The organism is Enterobacter sp. RHBSTW-01064 (genome assembly GCF_014103035.1).
Lineage (GTDB): Bacteria > Pseudomonadota > Gammaproteobacteria > Enterobacterales > Enterobacteriaceae > Enterobacter > Enterobacter mori.
Window position 1 is genome coordinate 105,748 of sequence record NZ_JABXOU010000003.1, and the last position, 26,766, is coordinate 132,513.

Annotated in this window: 20 protein-coding genes, 1 rRNA gene and 1 riboswitch; of the genes, 12 read left to right on the forward strand and 9 right to left on the reverse strand. The window is 55.5% G+C overall.

The genetic code is table 11. The features are described from left to right. Window positions 1-12: 12 nt before the first annotated feature. Window positions 13-1,552 (reverse strand): 16S ribosomal RNA (locus HV355_RS10690). Window positions 1,553-2,112: 560 nt separating this feature from the next. Between HV355_RS10690 and purH the strand changes: the two genes are divergently transcribed. Then, on the forward strand, window positions 2,113-3,702 hold the full coding sequence (purH, locus tag HV355_RS10695; RefSeq protein ID WP_182401860.1) for a bifunctional phosphoribosylaminoimidazolecarboxamide formyltransferase/IMP cyclohydrolase: 1,590 nt from the start codon (window positions 2,113-2,115) through the stop codon (window positions 3,700-3,702). Between the two features lie 15 nt (window positions 3,703-3,717). Continuing rightward, window positions 3,718-5,010 (forward strand): phosphoribosylamine--glycine ligase, encoded by a 1,293-nt coding sequence (gene purD, locus HV355_RS10700; RefSeq protein ID WP_182401862.1) that lies wholly within the window; start codon window positions 3,718-3,720, stop codon window positions 5,008-5,010. A 48-nt stretch (window positions 5,011-5,058) separates the two neighbouring features. Here purD and HV355_RS10705 read toward each other — a convergent pair whose 3' ends face one another. The 6 genes from HV355_RS10705 to nudC form a co-directional block, all read right to left on the reverse strand. Then, a complete protein-coding gene (locus tag HV355_RS10705; protein ID WP_089601402.1) occupies window positions 5,059-5,751 on the reverse strand; it encodes a DUF1481 domain-containing protein in 693 nt (230 codons plus the stop codon). An 11-nt stretch (window positions 5,752-5,762) separates the two neighbouring features. After that, window positions 5,763-6,035: a nucleoid-associated protein HU-alpha gene (gene hupA / locus HV355_RS10710; protein WP_002445246.1), complete on the reverse strand. Its 273-nt coding sequence runs from the start codon at window positions 6,033-6,035 to the stop codon at window positions 5,763-5,765. Between the two features lie 186 nt (window positions 6,036-6,221). Next, window positions 6,222-6,812 (reverse strand): YjaG family protein, encoded by a 591-nt coding sequence (locus HV355_RS10715; protein ID WP_108418149.1) that lies wholly within the window; start codon window positions 6,810-6,812, stop codon window positions 6,222-6,224. A 41-nt stretch (window positions 6,813-6,853) separates the two neighbouring features. After that, a complete protein-coding gene (gene nfi / locus HV355_RS10720) occupies window positions 6,854-7,525 on the reverse strand; it encodes a deoxyribonuclease V (RefSeq protein ID WP_182401864.1) in 672 nt (223 codons plus the stop codon). Between the two features lie 9 nt (window positions 7,526-7,534). Continuing rightward, entirely contained in the window at window positions 7,535-8,599 is a 1,065-nt protein-coding gene (gene hemE / locus HV355_RS10725; RefSeq protein WP_010425930.1) for a uroporphyrinogen decarboxylase, read from the reverse strand. A 38-nt stretch (window positions 8,600-8,637) separates the two neighbouring features. Then, window positions 8,638-9,411, reverse strand: a complete 774-nt coding sequence (nudC, locus tag HV355_RS10730; RefSeq protein ID WP_182401866.1) for an NAD(+) diphosphatase — start codon at window positions 9,409-9,411, stop codon at window positions 8,638-8,640. A 95-nt stretch (window positions 9,412-9,506) separates the two neighbouring features. Between nudC and HV355_RS10735 the strand changes: the two genes are divergently transcribed. The 10 genes from HV355_RS10735 (at window position 9,507) to HV355_RS10780 (ending at window position 18,248) form a co-directional block, all read left to right on the forward strand. Continuing rightward, window positions 9,507-10,004, forward strand: coding sequence for an Rsd/AlgQ family anti-sigma factor (locus HV355_RS10735; RefSeq protein WP_010425933.1), 498 nt, complete (start codon window positions 9,507-9,509; stop codon window positions 10,002-10,004). Window positions 10,005-10,058: 54 nt separating this feature from the next. After that, window positions 10,059-10,168, forward strand: a riboswitch (TPP riboswitch). A 77-nt stretch (window positions 10,169-10,245) separates the two neighbouring features. Further along, window positions 10,246-12,141 (forward strand): phosphomethylpyrimidine synthase ThiC, encoded by a 1,896-nt coding sequence (gene thiC, locus HV355_RS10740; protein WP_182401868.1) that lies wholly within the window; start codon window positions 10,246-10,248, stop codon window positions 12,139-12,141. Continuing rightward, window positions 12,141-12,776, forward strand: a complete 636-nt coding sequence (gene thiE / locus HV355_RS10745; protein ID WP_182401870.1) for a thiamine phosphate synthase — start codon at window positions 12,141-12,143, stop codon at window positions 12,774-12,776. Before thiC ends, thiE begins: the two co-directional genes overlap by 1 nt. Next, window positions 12,769-13,524: a thiazole biosynthesis adenylyltransferase ThiF gene (gene thiF, locus HV355_RS10750; protein WP_182401872.1), complete on the forward strand. Its 756-nt coding sequence runs from the start codon at window positions 12,769-12,771 to the stop codon at window positions 13,522-13,524. Before thiE ends, thiF begins: the two co-directional genes overlap by 8 nt. After that, on the forward strand, window positions 13,508-13,708 hold the full coding sequence (gene thiS, locus HV355_RS10755) for a sulfur carrier protein ThiS (RefSeq protein ID WP_010425940.1): 201 nt from the start codon (window positions 13,508-13,510) through the stop codon (window positions 13,706-13,708). The genes thiF and thiS overlap by 17 nt, the downstream gene beginning before the upstream one ends. Before the next feature lies 1 nt (window position 13,709). Next, window positions 13,710-14,477: a thiazole synthase gene (gene thiG / locus HV355_RS10760; RefSeq protein ID WP_182401874.1), complete on the forward strand. Its 768-nt coding sequence runs from the start codon at window positions 13,710-13,712 to the stop codon at window positions 14,475-14,477. Further along, window positions 14,477-15,610: a 2-iminoacetate synthase ThiH gene (gene thiH, locus HV355_RS10765; RefSeq protein ID WP_010425943.1), complete on the forward strand. Its 1,134-nt coding sequence runs from the start codon at window positions 14,477-14,479 to the stop codon at window positions 15,608-15,610. The genes thiG and thiH overlap by 1 nt, the downstream gene beginning before the upstream one ends. Before the next feature lie 334 nt (window positions 15,611-15,944). Beyond that, a complete protein-coding gene (locus tag HV355_RS10770) occupies window positions 15,945-17,489 on the forward strand; it encodes a sensor domain-containing diguanylate cyclase (protein WP_182401882.1) in 1,545 nt (514 codons plus the stop codon). 133 nt (window positions 17,490-17,622) lie between these two features. Continuing rightward, complete coding sequence (locus HV355_RS10775; protein WP_010425948.1) at window positions 17,623-17,931, forward strand: PTS sugar transporter subunit IIB; 309 nt, start codon at window positions 17,623-17,625, stop codon at window positions 17,929-17,931. Then, the gene (locus HV355_RS10780) at window positions 17,931-18,248 is read left to right on the forward strand and encodes a PTS lactose/cellobiose transporter subunit IIA (protein ID WP_003862327.1); all 318 of its coding nucleotides are present in this window, start codon (window positions 17,931-17,933) and stop codon (window positions 18,246-18,248) included. Before HV355_RS10775 ends, HV355_RS10780 begins: the two co-directional genes overlap by 1 nt. 115 nt (window positions 18,249-18,363) lie before the next feature. On the opposite strand, the gene rpoC is transcribed toward HV355_RS10780, so the two are convergent. Beyond that, window positions 18,364-22,587, reverse strand: a complete 4,224-nt coding sequence (gene rpoC / locus HV355_RS10785) for a DNA-directed RNA polymerase subunit beta' (RefSeq protein ID WP_042715985.1) — start codon at window positions 22,585-22,587, stop codon at window positions 18,364-18,366. A gap of 76 nt (window positions 22,588-22,663) precedes the next feature. Next, window positions 22,664-26,692 (reverse strand): DNA-directed RNA polymerase subunit beta, encoded by a 4,029-nt coding sequence (gene rpoB, locus HV355_RS10790; RefSeq protein WP_100167617.1) that lies wholly within the window; start codon window positions 26,690-26,692, stop codon window positions 22,664-22,666. Window positions 26,693-26,766 lie beyond the last annotated feature (74 nt).

A 26,766-nucleotide genomic window follows, 5' to 3' on the forward strand; every position in this document is an offset into this window, starting at 1 on the left:
GGTTCTTTAAGGTAAGGAGGTGATCCAACCGCAGGTTCCCCTACGGTTACCTTGTTACGACTTCACCCCAGTCATGAATCACAAAGTGGTAAGCGCCCTCCCGAAGGTTAAGCTACCTACTTCTTTTGCAACCCACTCCCATGGTGTGACGGGCGGTGTGTACAAGGCCCGGGAACGTATTCACCGTAGCATTCTGATCTACGATTACTAGCGATTCCGACTTCATGGAGTCGAGTTGCAGACTCCAATCCGGACTACGACGCACTTTATGAGGTCCGCTTGCTCTCGCGAGGTCGCTTCTCTTTGTATGCGCCATTGTAGCACGTGTGTAGCCCTACTCGTAAGGGCCATGATGACTTGACGTCATCCCCACCTTCCTCCAGTTTATCACTGGCAGTCTCCTTTGAGTTCCCGGCCGAACCGCTGGCAACAAAGGATAAGGGTTGCGCTCGTTGCGGGACTTAACCCAACATTTCACAACACGAGCTGACGACAGCCATGCAGCACCTGTCTCAGAGTTCCCGAAGGCACCAATCCATCTCTGGAAAGTTCTCTGGATGTCAAGAGTAGGTAAGGTTCTTCGCGTTGCATCGAATTAAACCACATGCTCCACCGCTTGTGCGGGCCCCCGTCAATTCATTTGAGTTTTAACCTTGCGGCCGTACTCCCCAGGCGGTCGACTTAACGCGTTAGCTCCGGAAGCCACGCCTCAAGGGCACAACCTCCAAGTCGACATCGTTTACGGCGTGGACTACCAGGGTATCTAATCCTGTTTGCTCCCCACGCTTTCGCACCTGAGCGTCAGTCTTTGTCCAGGGGGCCGCCTTCGCCACCGGTATTCCTCCAGATCTCTACGCATTTCACCGCTACACCTGGAATTCTACCCCCCTCTACAAGACTCTAGCCTGCCAGTTTCGAATGCAGTTCCCAGGTTGAGCCCGGGGATTTCACATCCGACTTGACAGACCGCCTGCGTGCGCTTTACGCCCAGTAATTCCGATTAACGCTTGCACCCTCCGTATTACCGCGGCTGCTGGCACGGAGTTAGCCGGTGCTTCTTCTGCGGGTAACGTCAATTGCTGAGGTTATTAACCTCAACACCTTCCTCCCCGCTGAAAGTACTTTACAACCCGAAGGCCTTCTTCATACACGCGGCATGGCTGCATCAGGCTTGCGCCCATTGTGCAATATTCCCCACTGCTGCCTCCCGTAGGAGTCTGGACCGTGTCTCAGTTCCAGTGTGGCTGGTCATCCTCTCAGACCAGCTAGGGATCGTCGCCTAGGTGAGCCGTTACCCCACCTACTAGCTAATCCCATCTGGGCACATCTGATGGCAAGAGGCCCGAAGGTCCCCCTCTTTGGTCTTGCGACGTTATGCGGTATTAGCTACCGTTTCCAGTAGTTATCCCCCTCCATCAGGCAGTTTCCCAGACATTACTCACCCGTCCGCCGCTCGTCACCCGAGAGCAAGCTCTCTGTGTTACCGCTCGACTTGCATGTGTTAGGCCTGCCGCCAGCGTTCAATCTGAGCCATGATCAAACTCTTCAATTTAAGTTTGATGCTCGTGAATTAAACTTCGTAATGAATTACGTATGTTCACTCAGAGACTTGGTATTCATTTATTGTCCGAAGACATTAAGAATCCATGTCACTTTGAGTGCCCACACAGATTGTCTGATAAATTGTTAAAGAGCAGTGCAACGCGGCTTTCGCTCACCGTTGCGAGGTGGCGTATATTACGCTTTCCTCTTTCAGAGTCAACCCGTTATTTCAGGATTTTTTCTCTTCAACCGACCCGGTTGTTTGTGAAGTGATTCACATGTTCCGTGTCGATGGAGGCGCATTATAGGGAGTTCTCCGCAGGCCGCAACCGCTAAATGACAGAAAAATGACTGACTGCTGCATTACACAGCAAAACCCCGCCTTATACCTTTTTACACACAGACTTATCCACAATGATACGAAAAAGTGAAAATGTGCGAGCGTTGCGCAAACGTTTTCGTTAAAATGCTCGCGCTTAACAAGGATGCCCCGTCAGGTGTGTTAGATGAGTTTTTCGCAGGAAAATTCATCTAACGCTCTCTGTAATCGTGAAATCCAGGGGATTTACCATGCAACAACGTCGTCCAGTCCGCCGCGCTCTGCTCAGTGTTTCTGATAAAGCCGGTATCGTCGAATTCGCTCAGGCACTTTCTGCACGCGGTGTGGAGCTGCTTTCTACAGGCGGTACCGCTCGCCTGTTAGCAGATAAAGGTCTGCCGGTAACCGAAGTGTCCGATTACACCGGTTTCCCGGAAATGATGGATGGACGCGTCAAAACTCTGCACCCGAAAGTGCACGGCGGTATTCTTGGCCGTCGCGGTCAGGACGACGCCATTATGGAACAGCATGACATCGCGCCAATCGACATGGTGGTTGTTAACCTCTACCCATTTGCCCAGACCGTTGCCCGCGAAGGCTGTTCTCTGGAAGATGCCGTAGAGAATATTGATATCGGCGGCCCAACCATGGTGCGCTCCGCGGCCAAGAACCATAAAGATGTGGCCATCGTCGTAAAGAGCAGCGATTACGAAACCATTATTAATGAGATGGATACCAACGAAGGGTCACTGACGCTAGAAACGCGTTTCGACCTCGCCATCAAAGCCTTCGAACACACCGCCGCGTACGACAGCATGATCGCCAACTACTTCGGTAGCCTGGTACCTGCCTACCACGGTGAAAGCAAAGATCCTTCTGGCCGCTTCCCGCGCACCCTGAATCTGAACTTCATTAAGAAGCAGGATATGCGCTACGGCGAGAACAGCCACCAGCAGGCTGCCTTCTATATAGAAGAAGAGGTAAAAGAAGCCTCTGTTGCGACTGCCCAGCAGGTTCAGGGCAAAGCGCTCTCCTATAACAACATTGCCGACACCGACGCCGCGCTGGAATGTGTGAAAGAGTTCAGCGAGCCAGCCTGCGTTATCGTTAAGCACGCCAACCCATGCGGCGTCGCGGTAAGCACCTCTATTCTGGATGCCTACGATCGCGCCTACAAAACCGACCCGACCTCCGCATTCGGCGGCATTATCGCCTTCAACCGCGAGCTGGATGCTGAAACCGCACAGGCCATCATCTCCCGTCAGTTCGTTGAAGTGATCATCGCGCCATCTGCATCCGAAGAAGCGCTGAAAATCACCGCGGCAAAACAGAACGTACGCGTACTGGTTTGCGGCCAGTGGGCAGAACGCGTGCCGGGCCTGGACTTCAAGCGCGTGAACGGCGGTCTGCTGGTTCAGGACCGCGATCTGGGTATGGTGACAGAAGCCGACCTGCGCGTGGTGACCAAACGCCAGCCTACCGAACAGGAACTGCGTGACGCGCTGTTCTGCTGGAAGGTCGCGAAGTTCGTCAAATCCAATGCCATCGTCTACGCGAAAGAGAACATGACCATCGGAATAGGTGCAGGCCAGATGAGCCGCGTCTACTCCGCGAAAATTGCGGGCATTAAAGCAGGCGATGAAGGTCTGGAAGTAAAAGGCTCCGCCATGGCTTCTGACGCCTTCTTCCCGTTCCGTGACGGTATCGACGCGGCTGCTGCAGTGGGCATCACCTGCGTGATCCAGCCTGGCGGCTCAATCCGCGACGACGAAGTGATTGCCGCCGCCGACGAACACGGCATCGCGATGATCTTCACCGATATGCGCCACTTCCGTCATTAATTCCCGGAGCTGAAAATGAAAGTATTAGTCATTGGTAACGGCGGGCGCGAGCACGCGCTGGCCTGGAAGGCGGCACAGTCTCCGCAGGTGAAAACGGTCTTCGTGGCACCGGGCAACGCCGGTACCGCACTGGAACCCGCGCTGCAGAATGTGGCTATCGGCGTGACCGACATTCCGGCGCTGCTGAGCTTTGCCCAGAACGAGAAAATCGATCTGACGATTGTGGGCCCGGAAGCCCCTCTGGTGATTGGCGTCGTTGATGCGTTCCGCGCGGCAGGTCTGACAATCTTCGGCCCAACGGAAGGTGCTGCACAGCTGGAAGGCTCCAAAGCCTTCACCAAAGATTTCCTCGCGCGTCACAATATCCCGACGGCGGAATACCAGAACTTCACCGAAGTGGAGCCAGCCTTGGCCTACCTGCGTGAAAAAGGTGCGCCGATTGTTATCAAGGCCGACGGTCTGGCCGCCGGTAAAGGCGTGATCGTGGCGATGACCCTCGAAGAAGCAGAAGCCGCGGTTCAGGATATGCTGGCGGGCAACGCCTTTGGCGATGCAGGCCACCGCATCGTGATCGAAGAGTTCCTCGACGGTGAAGAGGCCAGCTTTATCGTGATGGTCGACGGCGAGCATGTTCTGCCGATGGCCACCAGCCAGGACCACAAGCGCGTGGGTAATGGCGATACCGGCCCGAATACCGGCGGGATGGGGGCTTACTCCCCTGCTCCAGTAGTGACTGACGAAGTACATCAGCGCACCATGGATCGCGTCATCTGGCCTACCGTGAAAGGGATGGCGGCGGAAGGCAACACCTACACCGGTTTCCTCTATGCGGGTCTGATGATCGACAAGCAGGGTAACCCTAAGGTTATCGAATTCAACTGCCGCTTTGGCGATCCGGAAACGCAGCCCATCATGCTGCGCATGAAATCTGACCTGGTGGATCTGTGCCTGGCGGCCTGCGAAGGCAAGCTCGACGAGAAAACCTCAGAGTGGGACGAGCGCGCGTCCCTGGGCGTGGTGATTGCTGCGGGTGGTTACCCTGGCAACTACAACACCGGGGATGAGATCCACGGCTTACCGCTGGAAGAGATTGAAGGCGCGAAGGTATTCCACGCCGGAACGAAGCTGGCTGATGATGACCGCGTCCTCACCAACGGTGGACGCGTGCTATGTGCGACCGCGCTGGGCCATACCGTTGCAGAAGCGCAGAAACGCGCCTATGCGCTGATGGCGGATATTCACTGGAACGGTAGCTTTAGCCGTCAGGATATCGGCTATCGCGCGATTGCGCGTGAGCAGGGCGAGTAATTTCACACCCTCACCCTAACCCTCTCCCACAGGGAGAGGGGATTTACGTCAAAAACTCTTCTCTGTCGGCTGCCAGGTGCAGAAGTCTTCGTTCGCCACCAGCAGCAGCTGAGAACCTTCCGGCGCTTCCAGCCACGCCACACTCACTTCCATTGATGAATGACGCTGACGACGTTGTATGTGCTCGGTTGCCCAGGATTCGAGCTCAGGCTTGACCGTCTGCCCTTCACAGGTTGTCACCGTCCCATCGGCATGCCAGCGCCCCTGGCGCAGCACAACGCGTCCTAGACGAAGCGCATCGCTGGTCTGGCGGATTTGTTCAGCACGATAACGGTAGAGGGCGATTTGATCGCTGGAAAGCTGCTGTTTTTGACCGCTGACTTCACGCTGCATAAAGCTCAGCTCACCATGGTCGTCAAAACGCACTTTCACGTGTTCGGGGGTCTTGCTGTAGACGTTCAGTTCAATCAGCGACAGGTCATCTCCCTGCCAGCGATATTCCGCCGTCGATGTATTGCCGTTATGCCACGGGCTGAAGGCAGAAAGCAGATGCACTTCGCCGCCGGAATCTTTGCGCCAGATCCTGACCGCGCCCTGGTTGTCCGCGTAACCGCTGGCGGTAAACGGAGGGAGGGAGGAGTCGTGGCTACAGGCTGACAGTAACAGCACGCCTGCCAGCGCGAGCGTTCCACGCCAGAATGACAAAAGGGGCGTTGCCGCCCCTTCGTTAAAACTGTTCACTGCCACGCGTCTTACTTAACTGCGTCTTTCAGTGCTTTACCAGAAACAAATGCCGGCACGTTAGCTGCGGCGATTTTGATTTCTTTACCGGTCTGCGGGTTGCGGCCAGTACGCTCAGCGCGGTGGTTCACTTTGAAGGTACCGAAACCAACCAGTTGTACAGCATCGCCTTCTTTCAGAGACTCAGTAATAGCAGCCAGGGTAGATTCCAGAGCAGCTTTAGCCTGCACTTTAGACAGATCAGCCTTGTCCGCAATTACATCAATCAGTTGAGTCTTGTTCATAAGTTATCCTTTCAATGTGTTTATCGCTTGCTAAGCATCGAGTGCGACGAAAATGCCAAAAAAGCACTCTCCTGCATACACGCACCGATAGCCACTTTTTTTCGCCCCCCAAATGTAGACCAGACGGGGGGCAGAAGGGAAGAGTCGAGGTGCGACAAAACAGGCGTTAAATCACGTTTTGTTGTCTCATTGGTTAAAAATTATACCAATATTGCTCTCACCGGCCTCACGTAAGTCCGCGCGCAGCCCTTTTATCAGGTCAATATCGCGTTCTTCACACTCTGCCAGCAGGCGGAAAATCTCCCACTGAATATCCCATTCTTGCTCAACGGCCGGGTTAGCACGCAGCTCTTCGTCGGTCATTTCGCGACCTTCCTGGGTCATTTCGAGCATCGCGACGGTCGTAATGGACGCTTTACTGACTTCGATGGCGTGCTCCAGCGTTTCACCACTCAGGCGGGAGTGGATCAGCTCACTTAACGCCACGCAGGCATCAATCGCCGGGTAGACACCGTACAGGTCAAAATCATCCGCAGCGGGGATCGCCTCTTCCAGCTTTTCCAGCTGGGAGTCAAAATTCACCTTCGCGTCTTTCACCGTCAGCGTTTCCCAGATTAAATCCAGGATACGACGATAAATCTGGCCTTCGCCAAACGCCGTCTGCTTGCAGAACGCGGCATAGTTGGGATACATGCGCTCGCACAGGCAAGCCATAAAGGTCACGTGCTGCCAGCTTTCCAGCTTCTCAAGGCGCAGATGAATCGGGTTTTGTAACATGATGATGTCTCGAATCGAAAATTAGCCGCAGTTTACCTGAATCACGGCTGAATTTCCTGCCAACGAATGAATGCCGGACGCGAGGAGGCGACAGCATCTGCCCAGCGCGTCGGCTCCGGTAAGCGGTAGCCCTTCATGCAGCGCTGTACCCACGCCAGGGCGCTGTCCATGCTCACCCGGTGACCGGTGGCGATAAAGAGCGGGTTACAGCGCGCCTTGCTGCGCCAGACCCACGCTAACTGCTCGCCTTTATGGATAAGCGGTGCCAGCGCGCCCGGCTCGGCGGAGAGAGGTTCAAACGCGCCGCACAGGCGTTTCTTGGCGACGCCGATGGTCGGCACATCCACCAGCAGCCCAAAGTGGCTGGCAACGCCTAAACGGCGCGGGTGTGAAATACCGTGTCCATCAACAAACAGCAGGTCAGGTTTTTGCGAGAGTTGCTCCCACGCTGCCAGCAGCGCGGGATATTCGCGAAAGGAGAGAAAGCCCGGAATGTACGGCATGGTGGTCGCGATACGCGCCACCTTGTACTCCACCAGCTCAAGCGAAGGGTATTTCAGCACCACCATCGCCGCTCGCGTCACTTCCCCACCCTGCTCGAACCCGACGTCCGCTCCGCCAATGTACTGCGGGGGATCCTTATCCAGACGATCCTCGCTGATCACCGATGAGGCCAGTTCGATTTGTTGAGCGCGTAGCGACGCGAGATCCATAACCACTCCTTACTTGTGATACTGGGCAGAAAGCCGATGCACCGCCTCCACAAATACGCCAGCGTGTTCTGGCGGCACATCCTGATGAATGCCGTGGCCGAGGTTAAAGACGTGGCCTTCACCCTGGCCGAAACCAGACAGTATAGTCGACACTTCTTCTTCAATGCGGGCGGGCTGAGCATAGAGCATGGACGGATCCATATTACCCTGCAGCGCCACTTTGTCGCCCACGCGACGGCGCGCATCGGCGATATCGGTGGTCCAGTCGAGGCCCAGCGCGTCACAGCCGGTCGCCGCCATCGCTTCCAGCCACTGACCGCCACCTTTGGTGAACAGCGTCACAGGCACGCGGCGGCCTTCATTTTCCCGCAGCAGGCCGTCGACGATTTTGTGCATGTAATACAGGGAGAACTGCTGATAATCGCGTCCGGTCAGCACGCCGCCCCAGGTATCGAAAATCATCACCGACTGCGCACCGGCTTTAATCTGCGCGTTCAGATAGAGCGTGACGCTCTTCGCCAGCTTGTCGAGCAGCGCATGCAGCGCCAGCGGCTCGGCGTACATCATCTTTTTAATCATGGTGAAGGCTTTGCTGCTGCCCCCTTCCACCATATAGGTCGCCAGCGTCCACGGGCTGCCGGAGAAGCCAATCAGCGGCACTTCGCCTTTCAGCTCGCGGCGGATGGTGCGTACGGCGTTCATCACGTAGCCCAGCTCGCCTTCCGGATCGGGGATCGGCAGCTTATCCACGTCGGCTTTGCTTTTGATTGGGGAGGTGAAACGCGGACCTTCACCGGTTTCGAAGTACAGGCCAAGGCCCATCGCATCCGGAATGGTCAGAATATCCGAGAAGAGGATCGCAGCATCCAGCGGGAAGCGGCGCAGCGGCTGGAGCGTGACTTCGCAGGCCAGCTCGGCGTTTTTGCACAGCGACATAAAATCGCCCGCCTGCGCGCGCGTGGCTTTGTACTCTGGCAGATAGCGTCCCGCCTGGCGCATCATCCACACCGGGGTGACATCAACGGGCTGGCGCAGCAGCGCACGCAGATAACGATCGTTCTTCAGTTCGGTCATTTTTGCAGTTCCTTAAGCGTCATGGCCTCAGTGTAACACTACTCATACTCGGCCCGACACATCGCCACGGTATCTTCTATCAGCCGACGCGCCACGGTGCCAGGCGGAGGCAACAGCGGTAAATCGTCATAGCGATACCAGTTCGCTTCCAGCAGCTCTTTCTGATCGATAACGATCTCGCCGCTATCGTATTCCGCCATAAACGCGGTCATCAGCGACATCGGGAACGGCCAGGGCTGGGAGGTGACGTAGCGCAGGTTCTTCACCTTAATACTGCTCTCTTCCATCACCTCGCGCGCCACCGCCTGTTCCAGCGTTTCGCCTACTTCGACGAACCCGGCCAGCACGGTGTGAATGCCGTTGCGATGACGAGTATGCTGCGCCAGCAGGATGGAATCCTCCCGACGGATAGCGACGATAATGCAGGGTGCAATCTGAGGATAGTAGCGCTCGCGGCAGTGGCTGCAGAGCATCGCCCACTCGGTTTTGCTCGGGTGCATGGTATGACCGCAGTAGCCGCAGTATTTATGCGAGCGGTAAAACTCCGCCAGCTGCACGCCGCGCCCCGCCAGCTGGAACAGCCCGACATCCTGATCCAGCACCTGCCGCACAGACCCCATATCCTGGCGACGCGCTTGTTGGATCAACCACACCGGCTCGCCCTGCCACTCGCCGATCCACATCGCGGTTTGTCCGACAAGATCGAACATTTCCGCCGTGCCATGGGGGATTTCCCCGGCGGGCAGCCATAATTTTTGTTCGTGACTGACGATCCACCAACCCAGATCTGATTTTTCAATAATACGATCCATATCTATTGCACTACCTTCGCTTCACTGACATGTTGTTAGCATTGTGGTTACATTTTGGATAAGCAGATTCAATCCTATACCTTGCGGAGTCGACCATGTTAAACCAGCTAGAGAGCCTGACTGAGCGCGTTAGAGGAAGTAACAAACTGGTGGATCGCTGGCTACACGTGCGCAAGCATCTACTCGTGGCTTATTACAATCTGGTCGGTATTAAGCCTGGCAAAGAATCGTTTATGCGGCTGAATGAAAAAGCGCTGGATGATTTTTGCCAGAGCCTGGTCGACTACCTGTCCGACGGCCATTTCAATATTTATGAACGCATTATCCGCGAAATGGAAGGGACAACACCGTATTTAGCGGCCAGCAAACTCTATCCGCTGCTGGAAGCCAACACCCAGCAGATCATGGATTACTACGATTCCACGCTCGAAAACGCCATCGATCACGATAACTATCTTGAGTTTCAGCAGGCGCTGTCCGATCTCGGTGAAGCGCTGGAGGAGAGATTCACGCTTGAAGATAAGCTGATCGCCCTCGTGCTGGACAATGACGTGAATACCAGCAATGAAGAGAACGTCGCGCGCCCTGCTTGAGTTCTTAATCGTTAACGAGTAATTTACAACCATTCGCCCCTCTCACGAGGGGGATTTTTCTTGTCGGAGTGCCCAGTGTGAAAGCACGGGCTGAGACCGTTAATTCGGGATCCGCGGAACCTGATCAGGCTAATACCTGCGAAGGGAACAAGAGTCACACAGCTGTTGTATCGCCTGAGGGCGATCCTCTCTTGCTTCATCCGTCGTCTGACAAGCCATGTCCTTCACTTTGGAATGAGCTATGTCTACTGCAAAACTGACCCGCCGCGAACAGCGCGCACAGGCCCAACACTTCATCGATACCCTGGAAGGCACTGCTTTCCCGAACTCTAAACGTATCTACATTTCCGGCTCGCAGGCCGATATTCGCGTCCCGATGCGTGAGATCCAGCTCAGCCCGACGCTTATCGGCGGCAGCAAAGAGGATCCGCAGTTCGAAGACAACGAAGCCGTGCCGGTATACGACACCTCCGGCCCGTATGGCGATCCCAATGTGGCAATTAACGTCCAGCAGGGTCTGGCAAAGCTGCGCCAGCCGTGGATTGACGCGCGTAATGACAGCGAAGCGCTAAACGAGCAAAGCTCTGCTTACACCAAAGAACGCCTGGCCGACGACGGTTTGGACGAGTTGCGCTTTACCGGCCTGCTGACGCCAAAACGCGCTAAAGCGGGTAAATGCGTGACCCAGCTGCACTACGCGCGCCAGGGCATCGTCACGCCGGAGATGGAGTTCATCGCCATCCGCGAAAACATGGGTCGCGAGCGCATCCGTAGCGAAATACTGCGCTATCAGCATCCGGGCGAAGGCTTTGGCGCTCGTCTGCCGGAGAACATCACGCCGGAGTTTGTGCGTGACGAAGTGGCTGCCGGTCGCGCCATTATCCCCGCCAACATCAACCACCCGGAATCCGAGCCGATGATTATCGGCCGCAACTTCCTGGTGAAGGTCAACGCGAACATCGGTAACTCTGCCGTCACCTCCTCCATCGAAGAAGAGGTGGAAAAGCTGGTCTGGTCCACGCGCTGGGGTGCGGACACGGTAATGGACCTCTCCACCGGCCGCTATATTCACGAAACCCGCGAGTGGATCCTGCGTAACAGCCCGGTACCGATTGGCACCGTCCCGATTTATCAGGCGCTGGAGAAGGTCAACGGCATTGCCGAAGACCTCACCTGGGAAGCGTTCCGCGACACGCTGCTGGAGCAGGCGGAACAGGGCGTGGACTACTTCACCATTCACGCGGGCGTGCTGCTGCGCTACGTGCCGATGACGGCGAAACGTCTGACCGGCATCGTCTCGCGCGGCGGCTCCATCATGGCGAAGTGGTGCCTGTCACATCATCAGGAAAACTTCCTCTACGAACACTTCCGCGAGATCTGCGAAATCTGCGCCGCGTATGATGTCTCTCTGTCACTGGGCGACGGCTTGCGTCCGGGCTCTATTCGCGACGCGAATGACGAAGCGCAGTTTGCCGAACTGCACACGCTGGGCGAGCTGACCAAAATCGCCTGGGAATACGACGTGCAGGTGATGATTGAAGGCCCAGGCCATGTGCCGATGCAGATGATCCGCCGCAATATGACCGAGGAGCTGGAGCACTGCCACGAAGCGCCGTTCTATACCCTGGGGCCGTTGACCACCGACATCGCGCCGGGCTATGACCACTTCACGTCAGGCATTGGGGCGGCGATGATCGGCTGGTTCGGCTGCGCCATGCTCTGCTACGTGACGCCGAAAGAGCACCTCGGCCTGCCTAACAAAGAAGACGTGAAGCAGGGGCTGATTACCTACAAGATTGCCGCCCACGCGGCGGATTTGGCGAAAGGCCACCCGGGCGCGCAAATCCGCGATAACGCCATGTCGAAGGCACGCTTTGAATTTCGCTGGGAAGACCAGTTCAACCTGGCGCTGGACCCGTTCACCGCCCGCGCCTATCACGACGAGACCCTGCCGCAGGAATCGGGCAAAGTCGCGCACTTCTGCTCTATGTGTGGGCCGAAGTTCTGCTCGATGAAAATCAGCCAGGAGGTGCGCGACTACGCCGCCGCGCAAACCATTGAAGTGGGTATGGCGGACATGTCAGAAACCTTCCGCGCCAAAGGCGGCGAAATCTACCTCAAAAAAGAGGAGGCGTAATGTACCAGCCCGATTTTCCCCCGGTGCCCTTCCGCTTAGGGCTTTATCCGGTGGTGGACAGCGTGGAGTGGATAGAGCGCCTGCTGAAGGCTGGCGTTCGCACCCTCCAGCTGCGCATCAAAGATAAACGCGATGACGAGGTGGAAGCCGATGTGGTTGCCGCCGTCGCGCTTGGGCGTCGACATAACGCCCGCCTGTTTATCAACGACTACTGGCGGCTGGCCGTTAAGCACCGGGCGTACGGCGTGCATCTGGGCCAGGAGGACATGGAAACAACGGATCTGAGCGCTATCCGTCAAGCCGGGTTGCGTCTTGGCGTTTCAACGCATGATGACATGGAGATCGACGTGGCGCTGGCGGCCCGTCCCTCTTACATCGCGCTGGGTCACGTCTTCCCGACGCAAACCAAGCAGATGCCCTCCGCACCGCAGGGGCTGACGCAGCTGGCGAGTCATGTTAAGCGTCTGGCGGATTACCCCACCGTCGCCATCGGCGGGATCAGCCTTGAACGTGCCCCGTCGGTGCTGGATACCGGCGTCGGCAGTATCGCCGTCGTCAGCGCCATCACCCAGGCCGCTGACTGGCAGGCCGCGACCGCACAGCTGTTAAAGCTGGCAGGAGCAGGCGATGAATGATCGTGATTTTATGCGCTACAGCCGTCAGATCCTGCTGGAGGATATCGCCATCGACGGGCAGCAAAAACTGCTCGCCAGCCGGGTGCTGATTGTCGGTCTGGGCGGCTTAGGCGCGCCCGCCGCGCTTTATCTGGCGGGTGCGGGCGTCGGCACGCTGGTGCTTGCCGACGACGACGAGGTACATCTCAGCAACCTGCAGCGGCAAATTCTTTTCACCATGGAGGATATCGACCAGCCTAAAGCGCAGATCACCCGGCAGCGGCTGAACCAGCTTAACCCGGACATCGAGCTGATTGCCCTGCAGGAGCGGCTCGGTGGTGAACGCCTGCAGCGTGAAGTTGCCCTTGCCGACGTGGTGCTGGACTGCACGGACAATATGGCGACGCGTCAGGCGATTAACGCCGTCTGTGTGGCACATAACACGCCGCTTATCACCGCCAGCGCGGTCGGTTTCGGGGGACAGATGATGGTCCTGACGCCGCCGTGGGCGCAGGGCTGCTATCGCTGCCTGTGGCCGGACGATGCCGAGCCAGAGCGTAACTGCCGCACCGCAGGCATTCTCGGTCCAGTCGTTGGTGTGATGGGCACGCTGCAGGCACTGGAGGCCATCAAGCTGCTCAGCGGCATAGAGACGGAACGTAATACGCTGCGGCTGTTTGATGCGCGCTCAAGCGGCTGGCGTCACCTGGCCTTGCACCGCGCCAGCGGCTGCCCGGTATGCGGAGGCAGCGATGCGCATTCTGTTTAACGATGAGCCAATGAAGTGCGATGACGGACTTACCGTTGCCGTGCTGCTCGAAAGGCTACGCCAGCTCAAGCCGGGAACGGCGCTGGCGCTCAATCAACAGATCCTGCCGCGCGAGCAGTGGGAACATCAGCAGGTCAATGAAGGCGACCAGATCCTGCTGTTTCAGGTCATCGCAGGGGGCTGAAATGTTACGTATTGCCGATAAAGTTTTTGATTCGCATCTGTTTACAGGTACCGGAAAATTCGCCTCGCCGCAGCTGATGGTGGATGCCATCCGTGAAAGCGGCAGCCAGCTGGTGACGCTGGCGATGAAGCGCGTGGACCTTCGCCAGCATAACGATGCCATTCTTGCGCCTTTACTGGAGGCAGGCGTTACGCTTTTACCGAATACCTCCGGCGCGAAAACGGCCGAGGAGGCGATTTTCGCCGCACAGCTGGCGCGTGAAGCGCTCGGCACCCGCTGGCTGAAGCTGGAAATTCACCCGGATGCGCGCTGGCTGCTGCCCGACCCGATTGAAACGCTGAAAGCAGCTGAAAAGCTGGTGCAGCAAGGGTTTACCGTCCTGCCTTACTGCGGCGCCGACCCGGTCCTGTGTAAACGGCTGGAAGAGGTCGGCTGCGCCGCCGTCATGCCGCTGGGAGCACCCATCGGCTCCAACCAGGGGCTGGAAACCCGGGCGATGCTGGAGATCATCATCGAACAGGCCACCGTGCCCGTGGTCGTGGATGCGGGCATTGGCGTACCAAGCCATGCCGCGCAGGCGCTGGAGATGGGTGCCGACGCGGTTCTGGTGAACACGGCTATTGCGGTGGCTGACGATCCGGTCATGATGGCGCGTGCGTTTCGCCTGGCGGTGGAGTCAGGTTTGCTGGCACGGCAGTCTGGCCCCGGCTCCCGCAGTGTTCAGGCGCAGGCCACCAGCCCGCTGACCGGTTTCCTGGAGGCGCTCTGATGACCACGTTTACCGATCGCTGGCGGCAGATCCACTGGGACGATATTGCCCTGCGCATCAACAGCAAAACGGCTGCGGATGTCGAGCGTGCGTTAAACGCGCGTCATCCGACCCGCGAAGACATGATGGCCCTGCTTTCACCGGCGGCTAGCGCCTACCTTGAGCCGATGGCGCAGCGCGCGCAGCGGCTCACCCGCCAGCGCTTTGGCAACACGGTGAGCTTCTACGTGCCGCTTTACCTCTCAAACCTGTGCGCCAACGACTGCACCTACTGCGGCTTCTCCATGAGCAACCGCATTAAGCGTAAAACGCTCGATGAAGGTGAGATTGCGCGCGAGTGTGCGGCCATTCGTGAAATGGGCTTTGAGCATCTTCTGCTGGTCACGGGCGAACATCAGGGGAAGGTGGGAATGGACTATTTCCGTCAGCATCTTCCGGCTATTCGCCGTGAGTTTGCATCGTTGCAGATGGAAGTGCAGCCCCTGTCGCAGGACGAGTACGCAGAACTGAAAACGCTTGGGCTGGACGGGGTCATGGTCTACCAGGAAACCTATCACGAGGCGACGTACGCCCGGCATCACCTGAAGGGGAAAAAGCAGGACTTTTTCTTCCGGCTGGAAACGCCGGACAGGCTGGGGCGCGCCGGGATCGACAAAATCGGCCTCGGCGCACTGACGGGGCTTTCAGACAACTGGCGAGTGGATAACTATCTGGTGGCGGAACATCTGCTGTGGCTCCAGCAGCATTACTGGCAGAGTCGCTACTCCATCTCTTTCCCCAGATTGCGTCCGTGTACAGGCGGCGTCGAACCGGCCTCGGTGATGGATGAGCGCCAGCTGGTACAAACTATCTGCGCGTTTCGCCTGCTCGCCCCGGACGTTGAATTATCGCTCTCAACGCGTGAGTCGCCGGCGTTTCGCGATCGCGTTATCCCGCTTGCGATTAACAACGTCAGCGCGTTTTCCAAAACGCAGCCGGGCGGTTACGCCGACGATCGTTCGGAGCTGGAGCAGTTTGCGCCACACGATGCTCGACGTCCGGAAGCCGTCGCTGAAGCGCTGATCGCCCAGGGGCTTCAGCCTGTCTGGAAAGACTGGGACAGCTGGCTGGGACGCGCCTCGCAATTACGTTGAAATGTGCTGCAACTACGTAAAAAAATGACGAGGCGTCTTCTGAGATAAACACCGGGCAGTTGTGAACAGGTGCCCGGTTTTTCTATTCTGCTTTCGTCAGCAACGGATGCTGTCCAGGGCGAAAAGCTTCTTCCTCGTTTCGCCCTGCCTCCGCCCAAACATAACAAAAGTTGAGAAAATAAAAATAATGAGTAGTTTCTTAATGATTCTTAAGATAAATCATCTCGCCTGAAATCCTGTTCCGTATAATTCGCTACTAACCTCAGGACAGCGACTAAGCTGAGAGAATATCAGCAGGCGTAACGTATTCATCATCTGGATTAATCTACAGCTCATGGCACTTCACAGTAAAAAGCTCTCTTTCACCCGGCCGATTATGGTCAGCTTTGCGGGGATCCTCTGCAGCTTCGCGCTGATCGCCGTGTTGATTACGCTTTCTCAGAGAAAGGATTTTCTGGAGGATTATCATAAGATTAATGGTAATTTCACCCATAACCTGGCGGTGAACTATACCGAATCCATCCTGCGTGAAAACGACTATATTTTGGGGCGTGCAGCGATGTATTTTGCGCGCAATGACCGGCTGAATCAGACAATCAACGTCGATCCGGCACAAGGGCTGCAGATGTTAATGCATTTGCAAAACCTGATGCCGACCGTGTCGTCCATCTCTTTGACAGACACGCAGGGGCATTACCTGCGCGCGCCGGAAGTGCTTCCAACGGAAAAGAGCAAGACATTCGACGCGCGAACCCGCCCGTGGTTTATAGGCCAGGCAGAGGCCAGTATCTTTAGCCACTATACCAGCCCCTATATGGACTACTTTACCGACCACCCAACCGTCACTCTCTACAAGCCGGTGATTTCACCCGAAGGCAGGCTGAAGGGAACGCTCGCTTTTCATCTCGATTTAACCTCTATGGGTTATACCCTCCGCCAAATGGTGGCCCCCGTACAGGGTGAATTTTTCGTCGTCGAACGCGATGGTACCGTGGTACTTCACCCGGACACGGGGGCGCTCTTTAAACCGTACGTCAGCGAAGCGCTGATGGACAAAATGACCAGCGGCGAAGGCCATTTATTCGATCCAAAAAGCAAATCCTGGTACTACTACTACTCCTTCACCAACCCGGACTGGTTTGTTATTTATCGAGTATCCGACGCCACGCTTACCGCCATTACCCGCCACGAAACCGTTGTTGTCAGTTGGGGATTTGCACTCGCAGCCATTATCATCATTCTGTTTGGTTTGTACCTGCGCCATGCTTCCCGTACTGTGCTGATGAATATTATCAACGCCATCAAAACCGGGGATGTCAGCCAGGCCCCGCGCCTTGAGGCAATGCTCAGCCATACCATTCAGTCAAACAAAGAGCGTGAACAGGCCTATGTGCGTCAGGCAACCCATGATGCATTAACGGGCTGTAAAAACCGCCGCGCTTTCGACAACGATGTGGATGAACTGCTGAACGCCCATCAACCTTTCGCGCTGGGCCTGATCGATATCGATAACTTCAAATCCATTAATGACACCTGGGGACACCTGAGCGGCGATATCGTTTTGCGTAACGTTGCCCGCGAGGGGATCCAGATCATGCAGCCCCATCACATCTCTGTTTACCGCTACGGCGGCGAAGAGTTCGCGGTGATCTTCCATACGGAGCCGATCGCTACCGCTCACGCGCTGCTGGAAGCGTGGCGCACCGCCGTGGAACGGCGCGTCTGGCGTGAGGAAAACCTGCACGTGACGTTCAGTGCGGGCCTGGGGGAATGGCACTTCGAGCCGCTGGAACACTTTGTAGGTAGCGTCGATGGCGCGCTTTACACGGCAAAACAGCAGGGAAAAAATCGTATCGTTCGTACATCTGACAGCGAGTGACCACAAAATTGTAACCGGTTTCAGAAAAATGCCGATTTCTTTGTGATGCCTGACACACAATCACGGTAAAGCGGTTGTTGAAGCGGTCTGCACGGGATAATTATCAATAAACACATGTAGATCGAGGCTGATTATGAAGAACATCGTTTTATGCTGTGCAGCGGGAATGTCAACCAGCATGCTGGTTCAACGTATGAAAGATGCCGCGCAGAAAAAAGGGGTTGAAGTCACCATTAAAGCCGTTCCGGTCGCGGAGTTTAAAGACAATATCGCGACGGCCGACATCGTATTGCTGGGGCCACAGGTAAAATACGAGCAGGCGAAACTTCAGGCGCAGGCCGACCCGCTGGGCAAAAAAGTCGCGGTGATCGACATGATGGATTACGGCATGATGAAAGGTGATGCCGTACTGGAAAAAGCGCTCAAGCTGCTGGAGTCATAATGGAAGACTTAGAAACCACAATCATGGAACTGCTGGTGAACGCGGGCGCGGCGAGAAGTGCTGCTCTGACCGCACTGCAGATGGCACGTAAAGGCGACTTTGACGAAGCCGAGAAGGCGATGGAAGAGTCGCGCGAATATGTGAAGCACGCGCATACGATCCAGACGCAGCTTATCGGTCTTGACGAAGGCACCGGGAAGCTTCCGGTTAACCTGATCACCGTTCACTCTCAGGATCACCTGATGAACGCGATGGTCATTCAGGATCTGGCGGGCGATATGATTGAACTTTATCGACGGATCCCGTTGGTAAACTGATAACATACAGATGTAAAAAAACCCGCCGAGGCGGGTTTTTTGTTGTCGGGTGGCGCTACGCTTACCCGACCTACGAGGCATATGCCCGGTAATGTTTATTACCGGGCATCAACGATTACTCGTTGTCGGAACCGCCCAGACCTGCGTTCAGCAGTTCTGCCAGGCTCGCGGATGCATCTTCTGCAGTGACCTGCGGTGCAGCTGGCAGTTCGCCCGCAGCACGACGACGCATACGATCCTGGTGGTACGCATAACCGGTACCTGCCGGGATCAGACGACCCACGATGACGTTCTCTTTCAGACCGCGCAATTCATCACGCTTACCAGCAACAGCCGCTTCGGTCAGGACACGCGTGGTCTCCTGGAACGATGCTGCAGAGATGAAGGACTCGGTTGCCAGAGACGCTTTGGTGATACCCAGCAGATCGCGCGCGAAGGTCGCACCGATTTTGCCGTTCGCTTCCAGATCGCGGTTAGCAATCTTAACGCGAGAGTATTCAACCTGTTCGCCTTCCAGGAACTCGGAGCTGCCTGCGTTTTCGATGGTTGCTTTACGCAGCATCTGACGAACGATAACTTCGATGTGCTTATCGTTAATCTTAACGCCCTGCAGACGGTAAACGTCCTGTACTTCGTTGGTGATGTAACGCGTTACCGCGTGTACGCCACGAAGACGCAGAATGTCGTGCGGAGCTTCTGGACCATCGGAAACCACGTCACCACGTTCTACACGTTCACCTTCGAACACGTTGAGCTGACGCCACTTAGGAATCATCTCTTCGTACGGCTCGCTGCCATCTACTGGGGTGATAACCAGACGGCGTTTACCTTTGGTCTCTTTACCGAAGGAAATGATACCGCTGATTTCAGCCAGGATTGCAGGCTCTTTCGGACGACGTGCTTCAAACAGGTCCGCAACGCGTGGCAGACCACCGGTGATGTCCTTGGTACCGCTGGATTCCTGAGGAATACGCGCCAGAGCATCACCCGCACCGATCTGAATACCATCTTCCAGCTGTACGATCGCTTTACCCGGCAGGAAGTACTGCGCAGGCATGTCGGTACCAGGGATCAGAACGTCGTTACCCTGACCATCAACGATTTTCAGTGCAGGACGCAGATCTTTACCACCGGCAGTACGTTCAGCAGAATCCAGAACCACCAGAGAAGACAGACCGGTCAGCTCGTCGGTCTGACGAGTAATGGTCTGGCCGTCGATCATGTCAGTGAAGCGGATGAAACCACTTACTTCGGTGATAACCGGCATGGTGTGTGGATCCCAGTTTGCAACGGTTTCACCGCCGGCAACCTGCTCGCCATCACCTTTCGCCATAACCGCACCGTAAGGCACTTTATAGCTCTCTTTGGTACGACCGAATTCGTCGATCAGCTTCAGCTCGGTGTTACGAGAGGTCACAACCAGCTTGCCTGCGGAGTTAACAACAGACTTCGCATTGCTGAGCTTGATGCTACCTTTGTTTTTCACCTGGATGCTGGATTCAGCAGCCGCACGAGATGCCGCACCACCGATGTGGAACGTACGCATCGTCAGCTGTGTACCCGGCTCACCGATGGACTGTGCCGCGATAACGCCGATTGCTTCACCTTTGTTGATGATGTGGCCACGCGCCAGGTCACGACCGTAGCAGTGCGCACATACACCAAAGTCGGTGTCACAAGATACAACGGAACGCACTTTCACTGAGTCAACAGAGTTCGCTTCCAGCAGGTCACACCAGTGCTCGTGCAGCAGCGTGTTGCGTGGAACCAGAATGTCTGCAGTGCCCGGCTTCAGAATGTCTTCCGCGGTCACACGACCCAGAACGCGATCGCGCAGTGGCTCTTTAACATCACCACCCTCGATAACCGGGGTCATGGTGATACCTTCGAGGGTGCCACAATCGTCTTCGGTCACAACCAGATCCTGCGCAACGTCAACCAGACGACGCGTCAGATAACCGGAGTTTGCTGTTTTCAGTGCGGTATCCGCCAGACCTTTACGAGCACCGTGCGTGGAGATGAAGTACTGGAGTACGTTCAGACCTTCACGGAAGTTCGCGGTGATTGGCGTTTCGATGATGGAGCCATCTGGCTTCGCCATCAGACCACGCATACCTGCCAGCTGACGAATCTGTGCTGCGGAACCACGCGCACCGGAGTCGGCCATCATGTAGATGCTGTTGAAGGAAACCTGCTGCTCTTCTACGCCGTCACGGTTAATCACGGTTTCGGTCTGCAGGTTATCCATCATCGCTTTGGATACACGATCGTTCGCCGCTGCCCAGATATCGATAACTTTGTTATAGCGTTCGCCTGCGGTTACCAGACCAGACTGGAACTGCTCCTGGATCTCAGCAACTTCGGCTTCCGCTTCAGAGATGATCTCGTGTTTCTTCTCTGGGATGACCATGTCATCGATACCAACAGATGCACCTGAACGCGCTGCATAAGCAAAGCCGGTGTACATTGTCTGGTCAGCGAAGATTACGGTCGGCTTCAGACCCAGAATGCGGTAACAGGTGTTCAGCATTTTGGAGATCGCTTTCTTGCCCAGCGCCTGGTTGACGATGGAGAAAGGCAGACCTTTCGGTACGATCATCCACAGAATGGCACGGCCAACGGTCGTGTCTTTCAGGCTGGTTTTCGCCACGAATTCGCCGTTTTCATCTTTTTCGTATTCGGTGATACGCACTTTAACGCGCGCATGCAGAGAGGCCAGGCCAGCGCGATAAATACGCTCAGCTTCTTTCGGGCCAGTCAGCACCATGCCTTCGCCTTTGGCGTTAACACAGTCACGGGTCATGTAGTACAGACCCAATACAACGTCCTGAGAAGGAACGATAATTGGTTCACCGTTCGCTGGAGACAGGATGTTGTTGGTAGACATCATCAGCGCACGCGCTTCGAGCTGGGCTTCCAGCGTCAGCGGTACGTGAACAGCCATCTGGTCACCATCGAAGTCGGCGTTATAAGCCGCACAAACCAGCGGGTGAAGCTGGATAGCTTTACCTTCGATCAGGACTGGCTCAAATGCCTGGATACCCAGACGGTGCAGTGTTGGTGCACGGTTCAGCAGTACCGGGTGTTCGCGGATCACTTCGTCCAGGATATCCCAAACGACAGCTTCTTCACGCTCAACCATTTTCTTCGCGGCTTTGATGGTGGTGGCCAGGCCACGCAGTTCCAGCTTGCCGTAAATGAACGGTTTGAACAGCTCCAGTGCCATTTTCTTCGGCAGACCGCACTGATGCAGACGCAGGTATGGACCTACGGTGATTACAGAACGACCGGAGTAGTCAACACGCTTACCGAGCAGGTTCTGACGGAAACGACCCTGTTTACCTTTGATCATGTCGGCCAAAGATTTCAGAGGACGTTTGTTCGAACCGGTGATCGCACGACCGCGACGACCGTTATCCAGCAGGGCATCTACCGCTTCCTGCAGCATACGTTTTTCGTTGCGTACGATGATGTCCGGCGCAGCCAGATCCAGCAGACGCTTCAGACGGTTGTTACGGTTGATAACGCGACGATACAGATCGTTCAGATCGGACGTTGCGAAACGACCACCATCCAGCGGTACCAGTGGACGCAGATCTGGCGGCAGAACCGGCAGAACGGTCAGGATCATCCACTCTGGCTTGTTGCCAGACTGAACGAACGCTTCCAGCAGTTTGATACGCTTGGTCAGCTTTTTACGCTTGGTTTCGGAGTTAGTTTCGTTCAGCTCTTCACGCAGCTGCTCGCACTCTTGCTCCAGATCCATGCTCTTCAGCAGGGCCTGGATAGCTTCCGCACCCATCTTCGCGTCGAATTCGTCACCGAACTCTTCCAGCGCGTCCAGATACTGTTCTTCGGTCAGAATCTGGTTACGTTCCAGGTTCGTCATACCGCCTTCGATCACAACATAAGATTCGAAGTACAGAACACGTTCGATATCGCGCAGCGGCATATCCAGCAGCAGGCCGATACGGGACGGCAGAGATTTCAGGAACCAGATGTGAGCAGTCGGAGACGCCAGCTCGATGTGGCCCATACGCTCACGGCGTACTTTGGTCTGGGTCACTTCAACGCCGCACTTCTCACAGATCACACCACGGTGTTTCAGGCGCTTGTACTTACCGCACAGGCACTCGTAGTCTTTTACTGGCCCGAAAATACGCGCACAGAAAAGGCCGTCACGCTCAGGTTTGAACGTACGGTAGTTGATGGTTTCCGGCTTTTTAACTTCACCAAAAGACCATGAACGGATCATGTCTGGCGAAGCCAGAGCAATTTTGATCGCATCAAACTCTTCGGTTTTAGTCTGCGCTTTCAGAAACTTTAATAAATCTTTCACGGATTTGCTCCCGTCGGAGTTAGCACAATCTGGTGTCGGGGGTGAACCCGACACCAGTGACCTGTTTGAGCGAGAATTACTCGTCTTCCAGTTCGATGTTGATACCCAGCGAACGAATCTCTTTCAACAGTACGTTGAAGGATTCTGGCATGCCCGGCTCCATCTGATGGTTGCCGTCCACGATGTTCTTATACATCTTGGTACGACCGTTCACGTCATCAGACTTAACGGTGAGCATTTCCTGCAGGGTGTATGCTGCGCCGTATGCTTCCAGCGCCCACACTTCCATCTCCCCGAAGCGCTGACCACCGAACTGAGCCTTACCACCCAGCGGCTGCTGAGTAACCAGGCTGTAAGAACCGGTAGAACGAGCGTGCATCTTGTCGTCGACCAGGTGGTTCAGTTTCAGCATGTACATGTAACCTACGGTTACCGGACGCTCGAACTGTTCACCGGTACGGCCGTCAAACAGCGTAATCTGACCAGACGTTGGCAGACCACCCAGTTGCAGCAGCTCTTTAATTTCAGCTTCTTTTGCACCGTCGAATACCGGCGTTGCAATTGGCATACCCTTACGCAGGTTTTCCGCCAGACGCAGAACTTCATCATCGCTGAAGGTGTTCAGGTCGACTTTCTGACGCACGTCGGTACCCAGATCGTAGGCACGCTGGATGAATTCGCGCAGTTTCGCGACTTCTTCCTGCTGCTTCAGCATGGCGTTAATCTTGTCGCCGATACCTTTCGCAGCCATACCCAGGTGGGTTTCCAGGATCTGACCGATGTTCATACGAGACGGTACACCCAGTGGGTTCAGTACGATATCTACCGGCGTACCGTTAGCATCGTGCGGCATATCTTCGATCGGGTTGATCTTAGAGATAACACCCTTGTTACCGTGACGACCTGCCATCTTATCACCAGGCTGGATCTGACGTTTAACGGCCAGATAAACCTTAACAATCTTCAGCACGCCTGGTGCCAGATCGTCGCCCTGAGTGATTTTGCGGCGTTTCGCTTCGAGTTTTTTCTCGAACTCGTGTTTCAGTTCGTCATACTGCTCAGCCAGCTGTTCCAGCTGATTTTGTTTCTCTTCATCGGTCAGGCCCAGTTCCAGCCAGCGATCGCGTGGCAGTTTGTCGAGCTTCTCAGCTTCAACGCCACCGGCAACCAGCACCGCATAGATACGGCTGAACAGACCCGCTTCGAGGATCTGCAGTTCTTCAGACAGGTCTTTCTTAGCCTGTTTGAGCTGCATCTCTTCGATTTCCAGCGCACGCTTATCTTTCTCAACGCCGTCACGGGTGAAGACCTGAACATCGATAACCGTACCGGAAACACCGTTTGGTACGCGCAGAGAAGAGTCTTTAACGTCAGACGCTTTCTCACCGAAGATTGCACGCAGCAGTTTCTCTTCTGGCGTCAGCTGGGTTTCACCTTTAGGCGTAACCTTACCAACCAGAATGTCGCCGCCGGTCACTTCAGCACCGATGTAAACGATACCGGATTCATCCAGTTTAGAGAGCGCAGCTTCACCCACGTTCGGGATGTCAGCGGTGATCTCTTCTGGCCCCAGCTTGGTGTCACGGGACACACATGCCAGTTCCTGAATGTGGATGGTGGTGAAACGATCTTCCTGAACCACACGCTCGGAGACGAGGATGGAGTCTTCGAAGTTGTAACCGTTCCACGGCATGAACGCTACGCGCATGTTCTGACCGAGCGCCAGTTCACCGAGGTCGGTGGACGGACCGTCTGCCAGCACGTCGCCACGTTCAACTGGCTCACCCAGAGATACGCAAGGCATCTGGTTGATACAGGTGTTCTGGTTAGAACGGGTGTATTTGGTCAGGTTATAAATGTCGATACCCGCTTCGCCCGGATACATCTCGTCTTCGTTAACTTTGATAACGATACGGGATGCGTCGACGTACTGAACGGTACCGCCACGCTTAGCAACTGCAGTAACACCGGAGTCAACGGCAACAGCACGTTCCATACCGGTACCAACCAGCGGCTTATCAGCACGCAGAGTTGGAACGGCCTGACGTTGCATGTTCGCACCCATCAATGCACGGTTGGCGTCATCGTGTTCCAGGAACGGGATCAGGGACGCACCGACGGATACCACCTGCTGGGTGGATACGTCCATGTAGTCAACCTGGTCGCGGCTGAACAAGCTGGATTCGCCTTTGCTACGGCAGGTAACCAGATCTTCTACAAAGTGGCCTTCGTCATCCAGGTTGGAGTTCGCCTGAGCGATAACGTAGTTGCCTTCTTCGATAGCAGACAGGTAATGAATTTCGTCGGTAACAACACCGTCGGTCACTTTACGATACGGAGTCTCGAGGAAACCGTATTCGTTAGTCTGTGCGTACACGGACAGGGAGTTGATCAGACCGATGTTTGGACCTTCAGGCGTTTCGATTGGACATACGCGACCGTAGTGGGTCGGGTGTACGTCTCGAACTTCAAAGCCTGCGCGTTCACGGGTCAGACCGCCTGGGCCGAGTGCAGAGATACGACGTTTGTGCGTAATCTCAGACAGCGGGTTGTTCTGGTCCATGAACTGAGACAGCTGGCTTGAACCGAAGAACTCTTTCACTGCTGCAGAAATCGGCTTGGCGTTGATCATATCCTGAGGCATCAGGGTATCCAGATCGCCCAAAGACAGACGCTCTTTCACCGCACGCTCAACACGCACCAGGCCAACGCGGAACTGGTTTTCCGCCATTTCGCCTACGGAACGGATACGACGGTTGCCGAGGTGGTCGATATCATCCACTTCGCCTTTACCGTTACGGATATCGATGAGCTTCTTCATCACTTCGATGATGTCGTCTTTGCTCAGGATACCGGAACCTTCGATCTCATCACGCAGCAGAGAACGGTTGAACTTCATACGACCAACCGCGGACAGATCGTAGCGGTCTTCGGAGAAGAACAGGTTCTCGAACAGGCTTTCCGCCGCTTCGCGAGTTGGTGGCTCACCAGGACGCATCATGCGGTAGATTTCTACCAGCGCGCTCAGACGATCGGTGGTTGGGTCGACACGGATAGTCTCAGAGATATACGCGCCGTGGTCCAGATCGTTGGTGAACAGCGTTTCGATACGTTTGTGGCCAGACTGGCTCAGCTTAGCCAGCAGATCCAGGCTCAGCTCCATGTTCGCTGGGCAGATCAGCTCACCCGTTGATTCATCAACGTAATCTTTCGCGGCTACTTTTCCTGCAATGTACTCAACCGGAACTTCGATGAGTTTGATATCATCTTTTTCCAGCTGGCGGATATGGCGCGCGGTGATACGGCGACCTTTTTCCACATACACTTTGCCGTCGGCTTCGATGTCGAACGACGCGGTCTCACCACGCAGACGTTCCGGCACCAGCTCCATCTGCAGCTTGTTGTCGCGGATTTCAAAGATCACTTTCTCAAAGAACAGGTCCAGGATCTGTTCAGTGGTGTATTGCAGCGCACGCAGAATGATGGTTGCAGGCAGCTTACGACGACGGTCGATACGGACAAACAGGTTGTCTTTCGGATCGAACTCGAAGTCCAGCCATGAACCACGGTAAGGAATGATACGTGCGTTATACAGTACTTTACCGGAAGAGTGTGTTTTACCTTTATCGCTGTCGAAGAAGACGCCCGGGCTACGATGCAGCTGGGAAACGATAACACGCTCAGTACCGTTGATTACGAAAGTACCGTTGTCTGTCATGAGTGGAATTTCACCCATGTAGACTTCTTGTTCTTTAATGTCTTTAACGGTGCCTTCCGGCGCTTCGCGCTCGTAGATCACCAGACGCAGTTTTACGCGCAGCGGTGCGGAATAGGTCACGCCACGGATCTGACATTCCTGAACGTCAAACACCGGTTCGCCAAGGCGGTAGCTGACGTACTGCAGCTCGGAGTTACCGCTGTAGCTCTGAATCGGGAACACGGAGCGGAAGGCTGCTTCCAGACCGTACTGCCCTTCAGGATCTTGCTCGATAAACTTCTGGAACGAGTCAAGCTGGATAGAAAGGAGATATGGAATGTCCAGAACTTGTGGACGTTTACCAAAATCCTTACGAATACGTTTTTTCTCGGTATAGGAGTAAACCATAGGGTTCCTCAGCTCGCTGACAAGTCGACCCATCTGTCCGACGAAGGGACAGTTTGTGCAACACCATTTTGTGG